21 protein-coding genes are annotated in these 19,379 nt (G+C 42.9%); all 21 read right to left on the bottom strand.

What is annotated here, in order from left to right; translation table 11 throughout:
• Positions 1-117 precede the first annotated feature (117 nt).
• The 21 genes from MJB10_RS11500 to flhA all read right to left on the bottom strand — a co-directional run bounded on the left by MJB10_RS11500 (position 118) and on the right by flhA (position 19,379).
• Complete coding sequence (locus MJB10_RS11500) at positions 118-1,263, bottom strand: 1-deoxy-D-xylulose-5-phosphate reductoisomerase (RefSeq protein ID WP_314804937.1); 1,146 nt, start codon at positions 1,261-1,263, stop codon at positions 118-120.
• Between the two features lie 24 nt (positions 1,264-1,287).
• Positions 1,288-2,082 (bottom strand): phosphatidate cytidylyltransferase, encoded by a 795-nt coding sequence (locus MJB10_RS11495; RefSeq protein ID WP_314804935.1) that lies wholly within the window; start codon positions 2,080-2,082, stop codon positions 1,288-1,290.
• A gap of 76 nt (positions 2,083-2,158) precedes the next feature.
• The gene (locus tag MJB10_RS11490; protein ID WP_314805583.1) at positions 2,159-2,914 is read right to left on the bottom strand and encodes an isoprenyl transferase; all 756 of its coding nucleotides are present in this window, start codon (positions 2,912-2,914) and stop codon (positions 2,159-2,161) included.
• 81 nt (positions 2,915-2,995) lie between these two features.
• A complete protein-coding gene (gene frr, locus MJB10_RS11485) occupies positions 2,996-3,550 on the bottom strand; it encodes a ribosome recycling factor (protein ID WP_314804933.1) in 555 nt (184 codons plus the stop codon).
• Positions 3,551-3,552: 2 nt separating this feature from the next.
• The gene (gene pyrH, locus MJB10_RS11480) at positions 3,553-4,278 is read right to left on the bottom strand and encodes a UMP kinase (protein ID WP_314804931.1); all 726 of its coding nucleotides are present in this window, start codon (positions 4,276-4,278) and stop codon (positions 3,553-3,555) included.
• Between the two features lie 90 nt (positions 4,279-4,368).
• Entirely contained in the window at positions 4,369-5,019 is a 651-nt protein-coding gene (gene tsf / locus MJB10_RS11475; protein WP_314804929.1) for a translation elongation factor Ts, read from the bottom strand.
• Positions 5,020-5,135: 116 nt separating this feature from the next.
• Entirely contained in the window at positions 5,136-5,834 is a 699-nt protein-coding gene (gene rpsB / locus MJB10_RS11470) for a 30S ribosomal protein S2 (protein ID WP_057315675.1), read from the bottom strand.
• A gap of 248 nt (positions 5,835-6,082) precedes the next feature.
• Positions 6,083-6,625 carry a hypothetical protein gene (locus MJB10_RS11465; protein WP_314804924.1) on the bottom strand — a complete coding sequence of 181 codons (543 nt, stop codon included), beginning with the start codon at positions 6,623-6,625 and terminating at the stop codon, positions 6,083-6,085.
• The gene (locus MJB10_RS11460; RefSeq protein WP_314804922.1) at positions 6,618-7,214 is read right to left on the bottom strand and encodes a DUF6115 domain-containing protein; all 597 of its coding nucleotides are present in this window, start codon (positions 7,212-7,214) and stop codon (positions 6,618-6,620) included. Before MJB10_RS11460 ends, MJB10_RS11465 begins: the two co-directional genes overlap by 8 nt.
• 26 nt (positions 7,215-7,240) lie before the next feature.
• Positions 7,241-7,570: a hypothetical protein gene (locus MJB10_RS11455; protein ID WP_314804920.1), complete on the bottom strand. Its 330-nt coding sequence runs from the start codon at positions 7,568-7,570 to the stop codon at positions 7,241-7,243.
• Positions 7,571-7,588: 18 nt separating this feature from the next.
• On the bottom strand, positions 7,589-8,998 hold the full coding sequence (locus tag MJB10_RS11450; protein ID WP_314804918.1) for a FapA family protein: 1,410 nt from the start codon (positions 8,996-8,998) through the stop codon (positions 7,589-7,591).
• Positions 8,999-9,031: 33 nt separating this feature from the next.
• Positions 9,032-9,817, bottom strand: coding sequence for a FliA/WhiG family RNA polymerase sigma factor (locus tag MJB10_RS11445; protein WP_314804916.1), 786 nt, complete (start codon positions 9,815-9,817; stop codon positions 9,032-9,034).
• Positions 9,818-9,836: 19 nt separating this feature from the next.
• Positions 9,837-10,271 (bottom strand): hypothetical protein, encoded by a 435-nt coding sequence (locus MJB10_RS11440; RefSeq protein ID WP_314804914.1) that lies wholly within the window; start codon positions 10,269-10,271, stop codon positions 9,837-9,839.
• Between the two features lies 1 nt (position 10,272).
• Positions 10,273-10,767, bottom strand: a complete 495-nt coding sequence (locus tag MJB10_RS11435) for a chemotaxis protein CheD (protein WP_314804913.1) — start codon at positions 10,765-10,767, stop codon at positions 10,273-10,275.
• Positions 10,764-11,396, bottom strand: a complete 633-nt coding sequence (locus MJB10_RS11430; RefSeq protein WP_397386598.1) for a chemotaxis protein CheC — start codon at positions 11,394-11,396, stop codon at positions 10,764-10,766. Before MJB10_RS11430 ends, MJB10_RS11435 begins: the two co-directional genes overlap by 4 nt.
• 3 nt (positions 11,397-11,399) lie before the next feature.
• Positions 11,400-11,861, bottom strand: a complete 462-nt coding sequence (locus MJB10_RS11425; RefSeq protein WP_314804911.1) for a chemotaxis protein CheW — start codon at positions 11,859-11,861, stop codon at positions 11,400-11,402.
• Positions 11,862-11,887: 26 nt separating this feature from the next.
• Positions 11,888-13,957, bottom strand: a complete 2,070-nt coding sequence (locus MJB10_RS11420) for a chemotaxis protein CheA (RefSeq protein WP_314804909.1) — start codon at positions 13,955-13,957, stop codon at positions 11,888-11,890.
• 49 nt (positions 13,958-14,006) lie between these two features.
• Positions 14,007-15,131, bottom strand: a complete 1,125-nt coding sequence (locus MJB10_RS11415; RefSeq protein WP_314804907.1) for a protein-glutamate methylesterase/protein-glutamine glutaminase — start codon at positions 15,129-15,131, stop codon at positions 14,007-14,009.
• 47 nt (positions 15,132-15,178) lie between these two features.
• Positions 15,179-16,048: a MinD/ParA family protein gene (locus MJB10_RS11410; RefSeq protein ID WP_314804905.1), complete on the bottom strand. Its 870-nt coding sequence runs from the start codon at positions 16,046-16,048 to the stop codon at positions 15,179-15,181.
• Positions 16,045-17,349: a flagellar biosynthesis protein FlhF gene (flhF, locus tag MJB10_RS11405; protein ID WP_314804903.1), complete on the bottom strand. Its 1,305-nt coding sequence runs from the start codon at positions 17,347-17,349 to the stop codon at positions 16,045-16,047. Before flhF ends, MJB10_RS11410 begins: the two co-directional genes overlap by 4 nt.
• A complete protein-coding gene (flhA, locus tag MJB10_RS11400; protein ID WP_314804901.1) occupies positions 17,346-19,379 on the bottom strand; it encodes a flagellar biosynthesis protein FlhA in 2,034 nt (677 codons plus the stop codon). Before flhA ends, flhF begins: the two co-directional genes overlap by 4 nt.

Here is a 19,379-nt window from a genome sequence, read left to right as displayed (position 1 = left end):
CAGGACAGTATACGAACTTATAGATCGAATTAGACATTACAATCACTAGTAACTACCAAGCCGCTGTGAAAAAAAAGAGCTGAGCCCATCAAGATGACTTTAGCTCTTTGATCCTTTTTAGAATTGAATGGATGCAGCGAACGCTCTTGCCCACTCATCTTGCTCAAAAATACGTTCAATCGGCGGATTCGCATACGATTCATGCTTGTCCAGTGCAGCAGCGATAATATCTTCGATTTGCAGAAACGATATCTCTCCACGAAGGAATCTGGCAACTGCAATTTCATTCGCAGCATTAAACACCGTTGGTGTCGTGCCACTCTGTCTCCCGCTCTCAAACGCCATTCGTAAACAAGGGAAACGGGTGTAATCCATCTCACGGAAGTGAAGTTTCCCAATCGAAGCAAGATCAAGTCTTGTTGTTGGTGTTGTAAAACGGTCTGGATACGTTAAAGCGTATTGGATGGGAACGCGCATATCGGGATTACCTAGTTGCGCAATTACACTGTGATCAACAAATTCAATATACGAATGAATGACACTTTCAGGGTGAATAAGCACATGAATTTGATCATAAGGCAAGCCAAACAGCCAGTGCGCTTCCATTACTTCAAGCCCTTTATTTACCATGGTAGCCGAATCGATCGTAATTTTCGCACCCATTGACCAATTCGGATGCTTAAGCGCATCTTCTACCGTAACGCCTACGAGCTCTTCTCTTGTACGATCACGAAAGGATCCGCCTGAAGCCGTAATCGTAATTTGTGCGATTTGCGACCGCTTTTCCCCGTTCAAACATTGGAAAATAGCCGAATGCTCACTATCGATTGGCAGCAGTGCGACACCTTTGCGAGCAACAGCTTCTGTGACGATATGCCCTGCGCTGATTAACGTTTCTTTATTCGCAAGACCAATATCTTTACCTGCGTCAATCGCGGCCAACGTTGGCTTCAAGCCTTGACTTCCGACCAAAGCACTCACCAGCAAATCTGCATCGGTTGAAGCAGCTACTTCCATTAATCCTTCTTTACCATAGAGTACTTTGATATGGGATGGAATTTGGTTAGCTACATCTTCCGCCAATTCCTTCGTAGCCACAGAAATTAGTTTGGGTTGAAACTGATTGGCTTGTTCAATCACTTTGTCACGGTTATATCCAGCCGAAATGGCTTCAACTTGAAACATCTCTGGCGCATGCTGCACGATATCCAGTGTTTGAGTTCCAATCGAGCCTGTTGATCCCAAGATGGCAATTTTCTTCATTTGTTCCACCTCGATGATGAAATTTTAATTAGGAAGTAAGTCAAGCAGATAGATGAATGGGAACACAATGAGCCAGCTATCCATCCGATCAAGCACACCGCCATGTCCTGGCAGTAACGTGCCCGTGTCTTTAATTCCTTTTACACGCTTATAGGCAGACTGAATGAGATCTCCAACTTGTCCTACGACCGCTATAACGAAACCTAAGAAAAGTGCTCTACCCACGCTCAAAAGCTCTGGGGAATACCATGCAAAGCCAACTGCGATGATCATCGCGATGATGACTCCACCAAGAGCACCTTCAATCGACTTCTTAGGGCTAATTTGCGGCCAAAGCGGGTGCTTCCCAAGTTTGGAACCAACAAAATAAGCGCCTGAATCCGAAGCCCAGATACAAACGAATATCATAATGGTCCAGAAGAGTCCATGCGGAGACAAACGTGCTTCAATCATATAATTAAATCCAAATCCGATATAAATCGCACCAAGTAAAATCACAGCAATCTGATCGATTGTAACTTTATTTTTGGATGACACGGTCACGAAGAACAACAAAAACATCGCAAGCCATATGACGGCTGTGAAAGATAGCGGTGCAGTAAGTCCTAATAGTCCCCAAGGAATGGTTAAGCATAGTAATGCTACTAAGCCGATGGCTGATGTCCATTTAAATGACATGTACCCATTCATTTGCATATACTCACGATAACCTATGATTGATACGAGCACGATAAGCCCCGCGTACCATAAGTCTCCCAGCACTAATAAAGTAAGAAAAACAAGACCAGCAATGACACCAGTAATTATTCTTTGCTTCAAGTTCAATCCCCCTAGATGAACTACGTTACTCTCTAAGCCATTCAATCATCATGAGACGAAGTCTCATCTGTAGCAATTAAATTCCACCAAATCTTCTACCGCGGCGTTGGAATTCAGCAATGGCTTGCAGAAACAAGTCCTCGGTGAATTCAGGCCAGTAGGCGTCTGTAAACCAAAGCTCGGAATAAGCTAATTGCCATAATAAGAAATTACTGATTCGTAACTCTCCACTTGTTCGAATTAGCAGATCGGGATCAGGTAAATCGGATGTTAGCATATAGGATGAGAAACACGCTTCATCAATCTCAGTCGAATCCAAGCTCCCAGCTTTCACATCCTGAATCATATTCTGAACGCCTACTAGCATTTCTTTCCGACTGCCATAGTTTAATGCAAAATTCAAAATAAGGCCCGTATTGTCCTTTGTCCGTTCAATGGCGCCTTCAATCGCTTTCAGCGTGTAATCAGGCAAACCTTCTTTCCAGCCCGTCATCCGGATTCGAACGTTATTCTGAATCAACTCTTCTATTTCTAATGGAAAAAATTCTTGTGGAAGTTTCATTAGAAACTCAACTTCTTCTTTAGGCCTCTTCCAATTTTCCGTCGAAAAGGCATACATGGTCAAAACCTTAACACCAAGTTCATTGGCTGCCATCGTAATTTTCTTCACATTTCTCATACCTGAATGGTGCCCTGCGACACGTGGAAGGCCTCTTTGTTTAGCCCAACGACCGTTCCCGTCCATAATGATCGCAATATGTGCAGGAACTTTGTCCAGATCTATCTCAGGCGATGTTGAAGCGGCAGGCTTCGTCTTCTTGTTTAACCACATCTTGAATAGTTTGAGCACAGTTGTTCCTCCCAACAGGGAAAGATGAAAAACCCCCAGCAAATACCCGGGGGCATATCTATCTTAGACTTCCATGATTTCTTTTTCTTTAGCAGCCAAAACTTTCTCAACTTCAGCTACGAATTTATCTGTGAACTTCTGAATATCCTCTTGATGCTTACGGGATTCATCTTCAGAAATACCAGCTTTCTCTAGCTTCTTAATTTCGTCATTTGCATCACGGCGAATATTACGAATCGCAATTTTGGCTTCTTCGCCAAACTTCTTCGTCATTTTTACCAGATCACTACGACGCTCTTCTGTTAATGCAGGAATAACAATACGAATCACGATACCATCATTCGATGGTGTTAAGCCTAGATCCGATTTCATAATTGCTTTCTCAATCGAAGACATGGAACTTTTGTCCCAAGGTTGAATGAGAAGTGTACGAGAATCAGGTGTTGTCAGATTGGCAAGCTGATTAACAGGCGTCATAGCCCCGTAGTATTCAACTTGAATGCGATCCAAAAGAGATGGTGTTGCACGTCCAGCACGAAGAGATGACAAATCTCTTCTTAACGCACCGATCGCTTTGTCCATACGATCTTCAGCATTCTTTTTAATGGATTGTGGCATGATTATACACTTCCTTTAACTGTTGTCCCAATTTTCTCGCCAAGGACTACTCGTTTGATATTCCCTTTTTCCGTGATGTTAAACACAACTAGTGGAATGTTGTTATCCATACATAGGGAAGATGCAGTGGAGTCCATGACACCAAGATTTTTGCTGATAACTTCCATATACGTCAATGTTTCGAATTTCTTCGCAGTTGGATCTTTAAATGGATCGGCAGAATATACACCGTCCACTTTATTTTTGGCCATAAGAATAACTTCAGCTTCAATTTCAGCAGCTCTTAGTGCAGCAGTTGTATCTGTTGAGAAGTATGGGTTGCCTGTGCCAGCAGCGAAAATAACAACTCTGCCCTTTTCAAGGTGGCGCATAGCTCTTCTACGTATGTATGGCTCTGCAACTTGTTGCATCGTAATTGAGGACTGGACGCGTGTCGGTACCTCGATGTTCTCAAGCGCATCTTGCAGGGCTAGTGAATTCATGACCGTCGCAAGCATCCCCATGTAATCCGCCGTTGCTCGATCCATGCCCTTCTCGCTACCTGCGATACCCCGCCAAATGTTCCCGCCGCCTACAACGATAGCTACCTCAACGTTTAATTCTACTACATCCTTCACTTGTTGAGCAATGGAGGTGATAACTTCTGAATCAATGCCATATCCTTGCTGACCAGCTAAAGCTTCGCCGCTTAATTTAAGCACTATTCGTTTATAAAATGGTTGACCCAACTTGGATGACCTCCGTTTCCATGCATAACCAATCTGTTTAAGGGCTAAAAAAGAAGGAACACCAAGTGTTCCAACTTTTTTGAAATCCTATTATAGTTTAACTTGTGACATAACTTCTTCAGCAAAGTTTTCTTGTTTCTTCTCAAGACCTTCACCAAGACCAAAACGAACAAAACGACGGATGGAGATGTTCTCGCCGATTGCAGCGATTTTCTCATTCAACAATTGATCGATTGTTTTATCTGGATCTTTAACGAATTGTTGCTCCATCAAGCAGAACTCTTCGTAGTATTTGCCGATGCGGCCTTCAACCATTTTCTCAATGATTTTTTCAGGCTTGCCTTCGTTCAAAGCTTGGTTACGAAGAATTTCTTTCTCTTTCTCCAAAGCCTCTGTTGGCACTTCTTCACGACGAACATAAGTTGGGTTTGCTGCAGCGATGTGCATTGCGATGTCTTTGCAGAACGTTCTGAATTGCTCTGTTTTACCAACGAAGTCAGTTTCACAGTTGATCTCAACAAGAACGCCTACTTTACCGCCAGCGTGGATGTATGACTCAACAGCGCCTTCTGTAGCAATACGTCCAGCTTTGTTAGCTGCCGCGGAAAGACCTTTCTCACGAAGAATCTCACCAGCTTTGGTGATATCGCCGTTTGCTTCTTCAAGTGCTTTCTTGCAATCTAACATCCCTGCACCTGTTTTTTCACGTAATTCTTTCACTTGTGCTGCTGTAACTGCCATGGAAGAAACCTCCTGATAAATAGTTATGGTCAATATGTAACGCTTATGGACTCTTTAAAAAAAGGGTGGTGACAGGCTGTTACACCTTCCAACCACCCTTTTCAAATTTCTATCAATTAAGCTGTTGTTTGCTCGCCTTGGTGTGCTTCGATAACCGCATCAGCAATTTTCGCAGTCAACAATTTAACCGCGCGAATCGCGTCATCGTTACCTGGAATCACGTAATCGATTTCGTCTGGATCACAGTTTGTATCTACGATACCAACGATTGGAATACCCAATTTGCGAGCTTCTGCTACAGCAATACGCTCTTTACGAGGATCGATAATGAAAAGTGCGCTTGGCAGACCTTTCATGTTCTTGATACCGCCTAGGAATTTCTCAAGACGTTCTTTCTCTTTGCGAAGGATGATAACTTCTTTCTTAGGAAGAACTTCGAAAGTGCCATCCTCTTCCCATCTTTCAAGAGTTTTCAAGCGATCGATACGTTTTTGAATTGTTGCGAAGTTTGTAAGTGTACCGCCCAACCAACGTTGGTTAATGAAGTACATGCCACAACGTTCTGCTTCTTCAGCAACGGAATCTTGTGCTTGTTTCTTAGTTCCTACGAAAAGAATTGTACCATTATCTTCGGAAACAGATTTAACAAAGTTGTATGCTTCTTCAACTTTCTTAACTGTTTTTTGTAGGTCGATAATGTAAATACCGTTTCTTTCTGTGAAAATGTACTTGTCCATTTTCGGATTCCAACGACGTGTTTGGTGACCGAAATGTACGCCAGCTTCTAAAAGCTGTTTCATGGAGATAACTGCCATCCCCAATCCCTCCTCTAAAATGGTTTATTTGGTATCCGCCGCCCCTCGCATCTTCGCATAACACTTACCGCAGTAAGCACCATTATGCAAATTGACGGGCGTGAGTTTTTAACACCGTGAATAAATATACCACAACTCAAAAACCGATGCAACCATTTATCCTGAATGTCATTTTACCCGTTAATTGGATAAATTATGTCCAAACAAACAAAAAAAGATCTTATTAAAAGATCCTTAAATGATACCTACTATTGTACGGTGATAAGATTTGAAACAATTTTTTGCATATCCATGACGCCTTCAAATTCGTGATAGCCAATCTGAAGTTTCGTGCTTCCACCATGCTTGTCCAATTCGGTGACAAACGCCTTTCGATCCGTTACAACACCAGATTTAACAAGTAGATCAGCCACGGCAGTAGCATCGAGGTTTGGCTGAATGTAAATAACAACTTTTGATGTCGAGGTTTGCGCTGTTGGTTGTGGTGACGCTTGTGGAGATGGTTTAGATTGTTCTTGCCCCTTGGAAGCAGCAGCTTGCTTATCCGCTTCATCCTTGAGCTTCTTCTGCACCGCGACATCCAACTCAGCTTGTGTATACATTTTCACATTTAGATCAAAAACTTGAAAATATTTCGATGTCTCTACCTTTAATTTCTGAGGATCCATTTCATCCATCGAAATACCCGAATTGCCTGGTGCGCTTGAACGCCCCAGCATCACTTGAAGGAGCAGTGCCCCCACAATAATACCGATCCCCATGCCTGTTACCAATGAACGATTCTTAAACACGTGTCCGTTCCTCCTGTCTTGCAAGCTGAAGGATCAAACTAACCTCGCCCTTGTTCATATTTAATTTTTTAGCTATCGCTTCCACACTCTTCCCCTGATCATGTAACCCAAACAGCTCAACGTATCTGCTTTTCATGCTTAAGCCTTGATAAACAGGCTCCTCTGGAACATTTTCCGCTTCTACTGGTGCAACTGGGTTTACTTGCTGGATCGGTTGTGATATCGGCTCTTGTAGATCATTAGCCACTGTAGATAAGGTTGACTCAGCTCGATTGGGTTGCTGTTGGTTAACACTCAGCGTAGTAAGCTCTCTGGACAACTCATGCTTCTGTCGTTCCAACGTTTCTAACCGTCCTGCTAACTTGGCTAATTCTACTTCATAATCTTGTTTTGTTTTGGAAAACAGATCAAGCATCGCTTGATTCTGCTCATCCATTTCCGCGGCAAAATGTTCAATTGTATCTTCTATTTCTTTTACAACAGTCGTCTTCGCATCAGAGACGTTCCCCTGGCTTGCAGGAATAAATCTGGCGTAGACGATTAGTAGAAGGCCTAGAAGAATGACATACAACACAGGTTGCATAGCCATGATCTTCACCTATTTCTATAGCAAAATTATAAGGATAAATCAATGTGATGGCCTTTATAGGGATGGCTCGACTGTGATTCTGAAACGAAAGAACTCGATAAAGCATCCGTTGCCGAAGTTTCACGCTTCTTTTTAACCCTTTTAGCGTGTTTTTGCTCTCGACGATCTTTGATATCAGCTCTTGCACTCTCTTCGAGCTTACTGCTGCGATATCGATCCTTCTCCGTCGCCTGAGATGCCTGATTCTCAAGAATGGCTTCGTCTTGCCGAGGCTTCTGCATAAGCTGATTCTGCTTAATCCCAGCTTCATCGTTCTTGTGCACAGCGAACTGTAAATCGATGGCTTTGAAACTCATCGCTTACTCCCCCTTCACTTACACATTGGTACTAAATGTAATGTCACCTTCATGCAATCGGAACGTCACGCGGCTCGTAGGATCCTTAATAAACTTGGTGTATCGACCAATCACAATTTTAGTTCCGCCATAAATGGTTGAGACGATTTGAACCTTCGCATTTTCCGAATCTTCAAGTGATTTCTCAATCTCTAAGATGCGTTCCTTTATGGCACTCTGTTCATCAATTGCCTGCTTTTTAGTGTTGTTTAATTTGATCCTCATTGCAAGCTTATCTGGGCTTAACTGACCCACCGCAGCAAGTTGATCCAGAATGGAAAGCGCTTTATCGGTCTTCTCTGAGTTTTCCATTGTTACTCTGAGTTGATTTCGAAGGTGCAGCATTTCATTGCGAAGTTCTGGTAGCACTCCCACTTCAATGATGGTTGTCGTTGACATGGAATTCCCTACCGTTCTTGCGGAAACGAGCTCTCCTGCTTGAATCGTACCACCAACAATGAGACCTTTGGAGCCTACACAATGAACCCCTCTGCCTGCTCGAACTGTTGAATGCATAATGCTTTGTGTAACAGTAAGATCACCAGCGACTTCAATCGTTGCATCTTGGATAAACGAACTCTTGATGTTTTTGCCAGCTTTGATAAAAGCTTTATTCTGACCTACGATACCAGCAGAAATATCAATCGAGCCTTCGGCTTCAAGCTCCGCAGCTTCAACGCCGCCTGTTACTCGAATGTCGCCAGCAGCACGGATCTTAAAGCCTGGTAATACATTGCCGCGAATGACAACAGTGCCTATAAAATCAATATTTCCTACATTATAGTCCACATTCCCGTTAATTTCATAAACAGGGAACACATTAATTTTGTCCCGATCTGTCCGAACGACCATACCATCAATCGTCGCATACAAACCATTCTGCTCCGCATCGGTTACAACATTTTTTCCAAGCTTAAACCGAACATCCTTGCCTGCTTTCGTAAATAGAGTTTCTCCCGTTACCGCGCGCCCAGGTGTGCCTGCAGTAGCCAAGAATCGTTGGCCAATCAATTGGCCCTTACGTACATTATGAAGTGAAACAACTTCTTTATAATTGACCTTGCCGTCTTCCAGCTCTAAAGGTTTTTTGTCATTGTCATCAAAATCAAATGTTAATTTAATAAAGCCATTTTGACCTTCTACTGGCTTTGTACCTGATGCAATAAGTGTCTTCTTGAGATAAAAAGACTTTGGATTTGCTGCAATTTCAGCAATAAGAACGTGATTTAACCCATGTTGAATATGGTTCTTCTGAACAAGATCTGCTAATTGACCTGCAGTAACTTTAAACTCGTCATAAATATTACTGATCTGCATATAGGCTGACAGCTTATCATCGGAGACAGAAATACTAATGTAGAAATCCAAGGGCATGTTCCCCTCAATCATGGACACACCACCTTCCATTCTTTCAAAATTATTTTATTCTTGAAAAAGTTGAGTCTTGAAACGTCCAAGTACGCCTTTAAGCCTTAATATTGCTTTCGAGTGAAGCTGTGAAATTCGTGATGGTGACAAACACATAACCTCGGCAATTTCACTTAAAGATAACTCTTCGAAATAAAATAAAGATACCACTGTTCTCTCTTTTTCAGTTAGCCGATCGATCGCTTTGGCCAATGACTCTTGCAAATAAAATTGATTAACTTGATATTCAGGATTCTTCGCTTTCTCGTCAATAATCAAAGAAAGCCGAGTTTCCGAATCCTCTTCACGTATTGGGTCGTCAATCGAACACACCGTTGTAATCGAAATGTCTTGCAGCATCTGTTGGAAATCTTGTTCACTTATTTGTAAATATGCACTTATTTCCTGATCCGTCACAGAACGCAGATGTTGCTGCTCCAGCTTCTGATAGGCGTCTTCGACCTTCTTCGCTTTTTCCCTAACAGATCTCGGCACCCAATCTCCTTGGCGCAATCCATCAATAATTGCACCGCGGATTCTCCAGGAGGCGTAAGTTTCGAATTGAAGTCCCCGTGCGTAATCGAACTTCTCGATGGCATCAATAAGACCCATCACGCCGAAACTTGATAAATCATCCTTGGAAACACTTTTGGGAAGTCCAATGGCCATGCGCCCAGCAACATACTCAACCAAAGGCAAGTAGCTCTCAATAAGAGCTTGTCTTGCAGCAATTAAGTTCTGTTCCTTCCATTGCTTCCACAACTCCATATTGGCAAGTTGAACTTGCTTTTGATCGATCATGATTTAAGATTCACCATCCTTAATCTTCAGACATACGCCTTAAGGCACCGGCCAGTTGTTCAGGGTCCAAATTATTCTTGGTGACTAGCTTTGGTGGGTTCAGTGGTGAAAATTGCATGTCAGTTGCTGATTGAGCTTGATTATTCGCCATTTGCGATTTCATCATCTCGCGGGTAACATCATCCTCATCCGGCGTAATCAAATCCAACGTTTGACCTACCGATGAGGAGTTCTCATCAGTTCCAGGATGTGCTCCATTCTCGGGCATGGGAAACGTTCCAAGTAAAAATCCCAGCACCCATCTGAAACCAAATGTAACAATGAATAAGATGAGAAAGCTGTATAACGCCTTAAGGCAGGAAGTCAAAAATAAGTTATTGCCAATCGATAATGCAAATGTAAATAAACACGCCAATGATGCAATAATGACATTTATACGAATAGATCCGATCATCTTACATTTCCTTTACGCCTAATTGAACACTTCGGATTACTAAGACGCCAGTCTCACTGTAAAATTCGATTGTGCGTCCATAGTTCGCTCCAGTGTCCTCAGCAAGAATGGGAATCTTATAGCGATTCAACATTTCTTTACAAGATTCTACATTTCTTGGTCCAATTCTCATCGTATCATTATTTCCTGCAAATGCAAACATTTGCGCACCACCTGCAAGCTTCGCTTCCAGCTTGTTGATGTTAGCGCCTAGCTGTTCCATTCGCTTGATGAGCTCTGGAATTGCAGTATCTGCATATTTGGCAATATTCAGGGAACCCTCGCGAGCAATCTCTGACGATGGTAACATCACATGTGCCATTCCTGCCACTTTTGATCGGCTGTCGTAGAGCGTTACGCCTACACACGAACCCAGTCCCGTTGTCTTCAACACTTCTGTTTGGCGAGCAACATTCAGGTCAGCCATTCCCACTTTGATTATATTTTCTTGCGTCATGGAGAGACTACCCCTAATGCCGAAAAGATTTTACCAAACGATTCTGGGTCAGGAATTAAGAAGAAATGCCCTTGCACTTCATTTTCCCCTTCCAGAAATTTAGTATCAATGAGAAGAGCTTGGTCCCCCATTTGACCAAATTGCAATAATCCATAGCTTAGAATTGCACCAGCCATGTCAATCGCCAGCGCTGGAACCGTCGGCTGCATATTTAAATTCGTGAAATCAGCAAGTGAAGATAAATAAGAACCAGCAAGAATGTTGCCTATTTCGTTCAATGCCGATAATTCAAGCTCTGAATATTCTTCATGATCCGAAATCGATAGTCCGACTAGGTCTCGAAGCATGTTTTTGGCTGCAACCAGATCCAAGATGAAAAACATGTTGCCAGGTGCGTCCCCTTCAACTCGTAAGAAGATTGCTAAAACGACTGTTTCTGCTCCGCCAACACTTTCACAGATTTCTTCAAACGGCAGCATTCTCACTTTTGGAACAAGCATATCAATGGGCTTATCCAATAAGGTTGAAAGCGCCGTCGCTGCATGACCAGCACCAATGTTCCCTACTTCTTTGAGAACATCTAGTTGAAAATCCCCTAAAAAATCCTCCAAGTGACTAAAATCGTTCACGGATTAATCCTCGAATCTTTCTAACTGTTGAATTTCACTGCGGTTTAAGACTTGCTCAAGGTTTAGAAGAACCAATAAGCGGCTTTCACCTACACGTGCGATACCATCTAAGTATTTGGCTTTAATACCGCCAACAACTTCTGGTGGAGTATTAATATTGTCTGTATCTACATCAATAACATCGTTAGCAGAATCCACGATAAGTCCTACTTCAAATTCAGCTGCAGATACGATGATGATCCTTGAAGCATCCGTCGTTGCCACTTCTTGTAGGCCAAATCTTGCACGCAAATCGATAATCGGAATAACAAGGCCGCGCAGGTTGATAACACCTTTAATAAATTCTGGTGCTTTGGGAACACGCGTCATTGGTTGCATTCTTTCAATAGTTCTTACTTTTTCTACTTCAACACCATACTCTTCCGATCCAAGTGCGAAGACAATTACTTTTTTTTCTTCTCCCATTTTGAAATCCTCCTTATGAATATGGTTTATTTGATAAGAGCGTTTGGATCAATAATCAAAGCAACTTGTCCATCACCGAGAATGGTTGCCCCAGAGATTGCAAACGTGCCAGTTAAATATTTACCTAGCGTTTTCAATACAATCTCTTGTTGGCCGATGAACTCGTCCACCATCAATGCCACTTGCTTATCGCCTTTACGCACAACAACGATTTCTGTTTCGTCCTCTGCATCCTCATTGAAATCTGGTACATCGAACAACGAGCTGACGGATACCAATGGAATAACGGATTTACGATAGTCAATCATTTTGGAACCTTGAATATTGCGGATTTGCGATTTCTGAATCGACGACGTTTCAACAATCGATGATAATGGAATCGCATATTTCTCGCTGCCAAGACGAACTAACATTGCGGAGATAATCGATAGCGTCAATGGCAGTTGAACACTGAATTTACTTCCGAAACCTGGTTTGGAATCGACTTGAACGTGACCACCAAGCATCTGAATTTTCGTCTTCACGACGTCTAGTCCTACGCCACGGCCTGAAATATCAGAGATTTTCTCGGCTGTACTAAAGCCTGAAGCGAAGAGCAAGTTATAAACCTCTAAATCAGTTAGCTTTGCAGCTTGTTCTTGCGTAACAAGTCCATTTTTCAAAGCTGTTTTCAACACTTTATCGCGGTAAATGCCTCTGCCGTCTTCTTCGATCTCGATGAATACATGGTTACCGCTATGGAAAGCGCGAAGTTGAATCGTACCATGCTCTGGCTTGCCCGCAGCAATCCGATCACTGATGGATTCGATACCGTGGTCCACGGCATTCCGCAATAAGTGGACGAGTGGATCGCCGATTTCGTCAATAACAGTACGGTCAAGCTCTGTTTCCGCCCCTGTAATCACAAGATCCACTTTCTTATCCAACGATTTCGCCAAATCCCGAATCATACGTGGGAATCTATTAAACACGGAATCTACTGGCACCATGCGAAGTTTCAAAACAATATTTTGCAAGTCACTGCTCACACGTGACATATGCTCAACCGTTTCTGTTAAATCGTTTCTTCTAACTTCGCTCGCTAGTTGTTCCAAACGAACTCGGTCAATCAGTAACTCACTGAATAAATTCATTAACGTGTCTAGACGCTCAATGTCTACACGAATTGTCCGACTTGCAACAGGTGCTCCGCCGCCTGCAGCTGGTTTCGCTGCAGGAGCCGCGACCTCTGCAACTTTAGGAGCCACGATTTCTGCTGTTACCGCAGTCGCTGCGACAGCTGCTGCAATCTCTTTACGAGCGGTTTCAACTTCCGTTACTGGGCGTGACAATTCTGCAAGTGACTCTGTGTCTACGGCAATAATGACCGCAGAAGCAATTTCCGATACATTCAGAATCTCTTTCTCTAACGTTGCTTGATCTACTTTGGAGATAAAATATAACGAAAAAGAGCGATCAAACTTCTCCTGCTCAATATCTTGTACGGAAGGTGTCGACTTAACGATTTCACCCATTCTTTCCATCGCATCGAATACCATGTAAGCACGAGCTGCTTTTAAGACGCAATTCTCATTTACACTTACCTCGATATAAAAGACGAGAAAACCAGAGTCAATCGATTGTTGCAGAATGGAGTATTGGAACTCGTCCACTTCAATGCCCTTAGCAGGTTCCTTCACAGCTACTGCAGCTGCTGCTGGCTGAGCTTTCTTGTATTCACCTGTTACGATGGATCCTAATGCGGTAACAATCGGAGCGACATCTGCGCTTCCTGTTCCACCTTGGATAATGTCCTCAACCATTGTTTCCAGGGCATCTAAGCTTTTGAAAATACAGTCGAAAATGTAAGGATCCATCTCAATTTTCACATTACGCACGAGATCAAGCACGTTCTCCATCTCATGAGTAAGTGAAGCGATGTCTTCGAAGCCCATTGTCGCTGACATCCCTTTTAACGTATGTGCTGAGCGGAAAATGTTATGTACAATGCTGACGTCCTTCGGACTGCTTTCCAAGTTTAATAAGTTTTCATTTAATGATTGCAAATGCTCTTTTGATTCATCAATAAACATCGATAAATATTGATTAAGTTCCACTACCCTACACCTCCAATAGAATCGTCCAGTACCCTACATTGCTTCAGTTTTATTCATTCGTCACACATCTGGATAAACGAACAGCAATTTCCTGCTGAGGTAGCACATGCATCGCGGCATGGTTTTCTACAGCGGCTCTTGGCATCCCATAGACAACACACGTTTCTTCTGCTTCGGCGATTGTTGTTATTGCACCCGATTGCCTCAGTGATAACATGCCTTTGGCTCCATCACTTCCCATACCGGTCATTAAGACCGCATGTCGTTTCAAATCATGGATGTTGACTAAGGAATCAAACATCACATCGACGGAAGGCCTGTGGCCAGAAACTGGGTCATCTTTCGTTAATCGAATTTTGTACGTACGATTTACATCCTTGTAAACGACCATATGCCAGCCTCCCGGTGCCACGTAAGCAGTTGCTGTTTGCAGTACCACACCGTCCTCTGCCTCAACGACCCTGATTTGAGAAATATCATTCAAACGTTGGGCAAGCGATTTGGTGAAATTCGGCGGCATATGTTGAACAATTAAGATTGGTGCTGGAAAACCTGCTGGAACGTTCGATATGACCTGATGCAGAGCTCTGGGACCGCCCGTGGAGGTACCGATTGCGACAACATGGTCAAAATGCGTAGTAGGTTGACTAGCCAATATCTTCGAATCCATTTGCTTCATTGTGTCAGTTGCACTTCTAGTTGTCTGTGAGAATTGAACATTCGACTTAGCAGGCGCAGTCGGTTGTTCATATGTAGGCTGTACCGCTCTCATTTTCGTACGGACAGCCATGTGTAATTTCTCATGCAATAGCTGCTTTACTTTATACAAATCTAGCGAAATGGATCCTGATGGTTTGCGAATAAAGTCGATCGCTCCCCACTCTAACGCTTGAATCGTCTCCGCTGCACCCTCCTGGGTTAAAGAGCTGAGCATAATGACAGGGGTCGGATGCTCTTTCATAATGTGATGAAGCGCATCCAATCCATTCATCACGGGCATTTCCACATCCATCGTAACAGCGTCTGGCCGAAGCAGTCGAACTTGTTCTATGGCTTCTTGCCCATTTTTCGCTGTACCAACGACATTATATTGGGAATTTTCAGAAATCAAATCACTAACGATTTTTCGCATAAAGACGGAGTCATCTACGACAAGAATGTTATATATTGCCATGCTGTATCCCTCCTCTATCTGCTTATTCGACATGATTTGCAAAAATCCTATTTCAAAAGATTCATCATTTTATTTAAAAAGCTCTTGACACCGGATGATGGTGTTTCGATGACTCGATATCCTTTTAAATAATTGTCTGCTAAGGTTTGAATACTCTTCGTTGCAGATGAATATGGGTAAGCAATTGTGAAAGGAATTTGCCTTTTCACTGCTTTGGAAACGACAGGATCATCATCTACGAAACCTAGTGTCGGAATCTGTAGATTTAAGAATTGCTTCGCTACCAGCGATATTTTATCAGCTGTTTGTTTACCTTCTTTGGAATCTGTCACCCGATTGATGACAAGTTTAAATGAGACGTCGTGCCCCATGGTATTGACCATTTTGATAATGGCATAAGCATCTGTGATGGACGTTGGTTCAGGTGTCGTGACGACTATCGTATCTTCGGCTGCAAGAATGAATTTCAGTGTTTCTTTGGACAAGCCTGCACCAGTATCGAAAATAATGAAATCCACATATCCATTCAATTGCATAACCTGGTCAGCAAAATAATTCAACTCATCATCCGTTAAGCGAAGCAAATCGTTGAATCCAGAACCGCCGGCAATAAATTCGATGTCATTGGAACCTTTTTGGATGATATCCCAAATCGTTTTATCTTTTTTTAGTAAATGATAGAGGCTGAACTTTGACGAAACCCCCATCAGTACATCAATATTGGCTAGCCCGATGTCGGCGTCAAAAACAAGTACCTTATAACCTTGAGCCTGTAATGATAAAGCGAAGTTTAGTGTAAAATTGGATTTACCTACGCCACCTTTTCCACTGGTTACGGTAATGATCCTGGTTGACCGAGTGCCTTTTTCCGTCTGCGTTTGTACCAGATTCCGCAACCCTTCTGCTTGATCCTTCATGTTCGAGGCTCCTCCAGTAATAAATCAATGATTTGCCATTCATTCATTTCAGCAATATCATCAGGAACACTTTGACCCATGGTTACATAGGAAAGTTGCAGTGAAAATTCATGAACAACATTCAAAATCGCCCCATAGGAATCTGTTTCATCCATTTTGGTGAAGAGAACTTTATCCAGCTTGAATTTACTGAAATTGTTGGTAATTGCTCTTAAATCGCGATATTTCGTCGTAAGACTAAGGACGAGAATGGTTTCACTGTTCCCCTGCGTACGCAGCAAGGAATTCAATTCAGACACATACATTTCATTTCGGAAATTACGGCCAGCCGTATCCATGAATATGATGTCGCACTCGGATAAGTTTTGAAAAGCTTTAGTTAAATCTTGCGGTGAAAAAACGACCTCAATGGGCACATTCAAAATTGTCGCATACGTTTTCAATTGTTCAATCGCCGCTATCCGGTACGTATCGGATGTGATGAATCCCACTTTACGGTGATATTTCAGCACTTGCTCCGCGGCTAACTTCGCGATCGTGGTTGTTTTGCCAACACCTGTCGGCCCAACAAAATGAACAACACGTGTTTGTGCGGAAATGTGCTTGCTTTGATCGCTTTGGAATATTTGTCCTAACTTATTACGAACGAGTTGGTGCGCAGACTCTTCAGTAACTGGCTCATCCGCTAACTCGAAATCAGCCATCACCTCATCCATAATTTGACGAACCAACGTAGGATTCACTTCTTGGTCGTATAACCGCTGTTCAAGCTTCTGCAGTGCTTCTGGAAGTTTGTGCTCGTCAGCGGCTTGAGTGAGTTTCTTCATCATATCCTTCAACTGCTTGAGCTCATCCATCATTTGCTCATCTTTCACGGCGGCTGGTCTCGCAGTAGCATGAACCGATGAAGGTGAGTAAGCTTGTTGTTGTACAAGAGTTGAAACTTTCTCAGGTCTCGCATGTACTGGAACAGGCTCACTTCGAACCGCTGCGGGTACGAGCACATCAGGCACTTCAGGAAAATCCGATTGATGAACTGGCGGCTTTGTTAGCACTGGCGCTTGTTGCGGTTTCGGCTGAACGGGTATCTCAGCAACCATTCGAGGAGGCGCTTGAGGCGCTTTCCCCGCAGTGCCATCGATAGCGGCAATGACTTCGATTTTCTTTTTCCCGAACATTCCCATAAATCCACCGGTACGAATTTCTTTGGTGTTGAGAATGACCGCATCCTTACCTAGATCAGTGCGAATTTTTTGCAAAGCGTCAGGCATGGAATCAACGACATATCTTTTCACTCTCATAAATTGACTACCCCCATGCTTTGGATTTCAACGCTTGGCTCTAATTCACTGTAGGACAATACGGGAATATCTTGCAGCGTTCTCTCAAGAAGCTGTCGGACATACATACGAATCGTCGGTGATGTTAAAATGACAGGCTGTTGCCCTGATTGAATTAATTTAGTAACTTGCTCGGTTACACGATGATAAATAATTTGAGACGAAGATGGGTCCAAGGCTAAATAACTTCCTTGATCGGATTGCTGAACAGAATCCGCAATTTTCTTCTCCACCGATGGTCCAACTGTGATAACTTTCAATGAATCACCTATGGAAGTGAACTGCTGAGTAATTTGTCTAGACAATGCTTGTCTAACATACTCTGTCAAGATCTCTGGATCTTTGGTATAGGAACCATAGTCAGCGAGTGTCTCAAGAATCGTAACCAAATCTCGAACGGAAATTTTCTCACGAAGCAATTTGGACAGTACTTTCTGAATATCCCCAATCGATAAAACAGATGGAATCAAATCGTCAACAAGCGCTGGATATGATTCGCGAACATTTTCGATAAGCGCCTTCGTTTCTTGACGACCCAGCAGTTCGTGAATATGTTTCTTAATAATTTCTGTCAAGTGTGTCGCTACAACGGAAGGCGGATCTACGACGGTATAGCCCGATAGCTCGGCTCTTTCTTTATTCATTTCATCTATCCAAATAGCTGGCAAGCCAAACGCAGGTTCTGTCGTCTCAATACCAGAAATGGAATCATCATCAAAGCCTGGACTCATGGCCAAATAGTGATTGAGAAGGAGTTCGCCGCGAGCTACCGTATTGCCTTTAATTTTGATGATATACTCATTAGGTCTTAATTGGATATTATCTCGAATGCGTATAACGGGTACTACAACCCCAAGTTCTAACGCACATTGTCTTCGGATTAAAATGATGCGGTCTAACAAATCGCCGCCTTGCTGCGTATCAGCAAGTGGTATGAGACCATAACCAAATTCAAATTCGATTGGATCCACTTGAAGTAAAGAAATCACACTTTCAGGACTACGAACTTCTTCGATTTGTTTCTCCTCAACCAATTGTTCTTCTTTGATCGCTTCGCGTTCCAAATTCTTCTGCATCTTGAACGCTGCATACACCAAAAGACCTGCGATTGGAAACGTTGTAAACCAATGAATCGGTGTGAATAACCCTAGAACGACAAGTGTTCCAGCAACAATGTAAAGAAGCTTAGGTTGAGCTGTAAGCTGCTTCGTTACATCGTGACCCAAATTCCCTTCAGAGGAGGCACGCGTAACGATAATTCCTGCTGCTGTAGAAATCAATAGCGCTGGTATTTGACTAACCAATCCGTCACCGATCGTTAAGATGGAGAACGTCTGAAGCGCTCCTTGAAAGTCCATGCCCTTCATCGTCATCCCAATGATAAAACCACCAATGAGGTTAATCACGAGGATTATGATTCCTGCAATTGCGTCACCTTTAACGAATTTACTGGCACCGTCCATAGCTCCGTAGAAATCAGCTTCTCGCTCGATTTTTTGTCTTCGTTCTCGGGCTTGAACCTCATTAATTAAGCCGGCGTTGAGATCAGCATCGATACTCATTTGCTTACCAGGCATCGCATCGAGTGTAAATCTTGCGGCAACTTCGGCCACGCGCTCAGAACCTTTGGTAATGACGATGAACTGCACCAAGACAAGGATAAGAAACACGACAAATCCCACGACGATATTACCTTGTGCAACGAAAGAACCAAAAGTTTTGACCACGTCTCCTGCCTCAGCATGAGATAAGATATTCCGTGTCGTCGATACGTTTAATGCTAAGCGGAAAAGAGTCGTTATCAATAGCAAGGAAGGAAAAATCGAGAATTGCAGTGCTTCCTGCGTGTTCATAGCAACCAAGATGATCATCAATGCAATCGAAATATTAATAATTAACAAAAAGTCCAGCAAAGGGATCGGGATCGGTACAATCATCATCAATACGATGCCAATAATACCAATCAGAACTAATAAATCTTTGATTTTCAT

It is taken from the genome of Paenibacillus sp. MBLB1832, assembly GCF_032271945.1.
Classification (GTDB): Bacteria; Bacillota; Bacilli; order Paenibacillales; family NBRC-103111; genus Paenibacillus_E; species Paenibacillus_E roseopurpureus.
Note: the sequence above shows the minus strand (reverse complement) of the source record. Positions and strands in the feature narration are given on the sequence as shown.

What these genes read in the sequence shown, in the direction of transcription:
- MJB10_RS11435 (WP_314804913.1), bottom strand. Translation starts at nt 10,767, where the DNA reads ATGACGCAAGAAAATATAATCAAAGTGGGAATGGCTGACCTGAATGTT.
- MJB10_RS11460 (WP_314804922.1), bottom strand. Translation starts at nt 7,214, where the DNA reads ATGGCTATGCAACCTGTGTTGTATGTCATTCTTCTAGGCCTTCTACTA.
- rpsB (WP_057315675.1), bottom strand. Translation starts at nt 5,834, where the DNA reads ATGGCAGTTATCTCCATGAAACAGCTTTTAGAAGCTGGCGTACATTTC.
- flhF (WP_314804903.1), bottom strand. Translation starts at nt 17,349, where the DNA reads ATGAGAGTGAAAAGATATGTCGTTGATTCCATGCCTGACGCTTTGCAA.
- MJB10_RS11440 (WP_314804914.1), bottom strand. Translation starts at nt 10,271, where the DNA reads ATGATCGGATCTATTCGTATAAATGTCATTATTGCATCATTGGCGTGT.
- MJB10_RS11490 (WP_314805583.1), bottom strand. Translation starts at nt 2,914, where the DNA reads ATGTGGTTAAACAAGAAGACGAAGCCTGCCGCTTCAACATCGCCTGAG.
- MJB10_RS11450 (WP_314804918.1), bottom strand. Translation starts at nt 8,998, where the DNA reads ATGATTGAGGGGAACATGCCCTTGGATTTCTACATTAGTATTTCTGTC.
- MJB10_RS11445 (WP_314804916.1), bottom strand. Translation starts at nt 9,817, where the DNA reads ATGATCGATCAAAAGCAAGTTCAACTTGCCAATATGGAGTTGTGGAAG.
- MJB10_RS11415 (WP_314804907.1), bottom strand. Translation starts at nt 15,131, where the DNA reads ATGGCAATATATAACATTCTTGTCGTAGATGACTCCGTCTTTATGCGA.
- tsf (WP_314804929.1), bottom strand. Translation starts at nt 5,019, where the DNA reads ATGGCAGTTACAGCAGCACAAGTGAAAGAATTACGTGAAAAAACAGGT.
- MJB10_RS11455 (WP_314804920.1), bottom strand. Translation starts at nt 7,570, where the DNA reads ATGAGTTTCAAAGCCATCGATTTACAGTTCGCTGTGCACAAGAACGAT.
- MJB10_RS11425 (WP_314804911.1), bottom strand. Translation starts at nt 11,861, where the DNA reads ATGGGAGAAGAAAAAAAAGTAATTGTCTTCGCACTTGGATCGGAAGAG.
- flhA (WP_314804901.1), bottom strand. Translation starts at nt 19,379, where the DNA reads ATGAAAATCAAAGATTTATTAGTTCTGATTGGTATTATTGGCATCGTA.
- frr (WP_314804933.1), bottom strand. Translation starts at nt 3,550, where the DNA reads ATGCCACAATCCATTAAAAAGAATGCTGAAGATCGTATGGACAAAGCG.
- MJB10_RS11500 (WP_314804937.1), bottom strand. Translation starts at nt 1,263, where the DNA reads ATGAAGAAAATTGCCATCTTGGGATCAACAGGCTCGATTGGAACTCAA.
- MJB10_RS11410 (WP_314804905.1), bottom strand. Translation starts at nt 16,048, where the DNA reads ATGAAGGATCAAGCAGAAGGGTTGCGGAATCTGGTACAAACGCAGACG.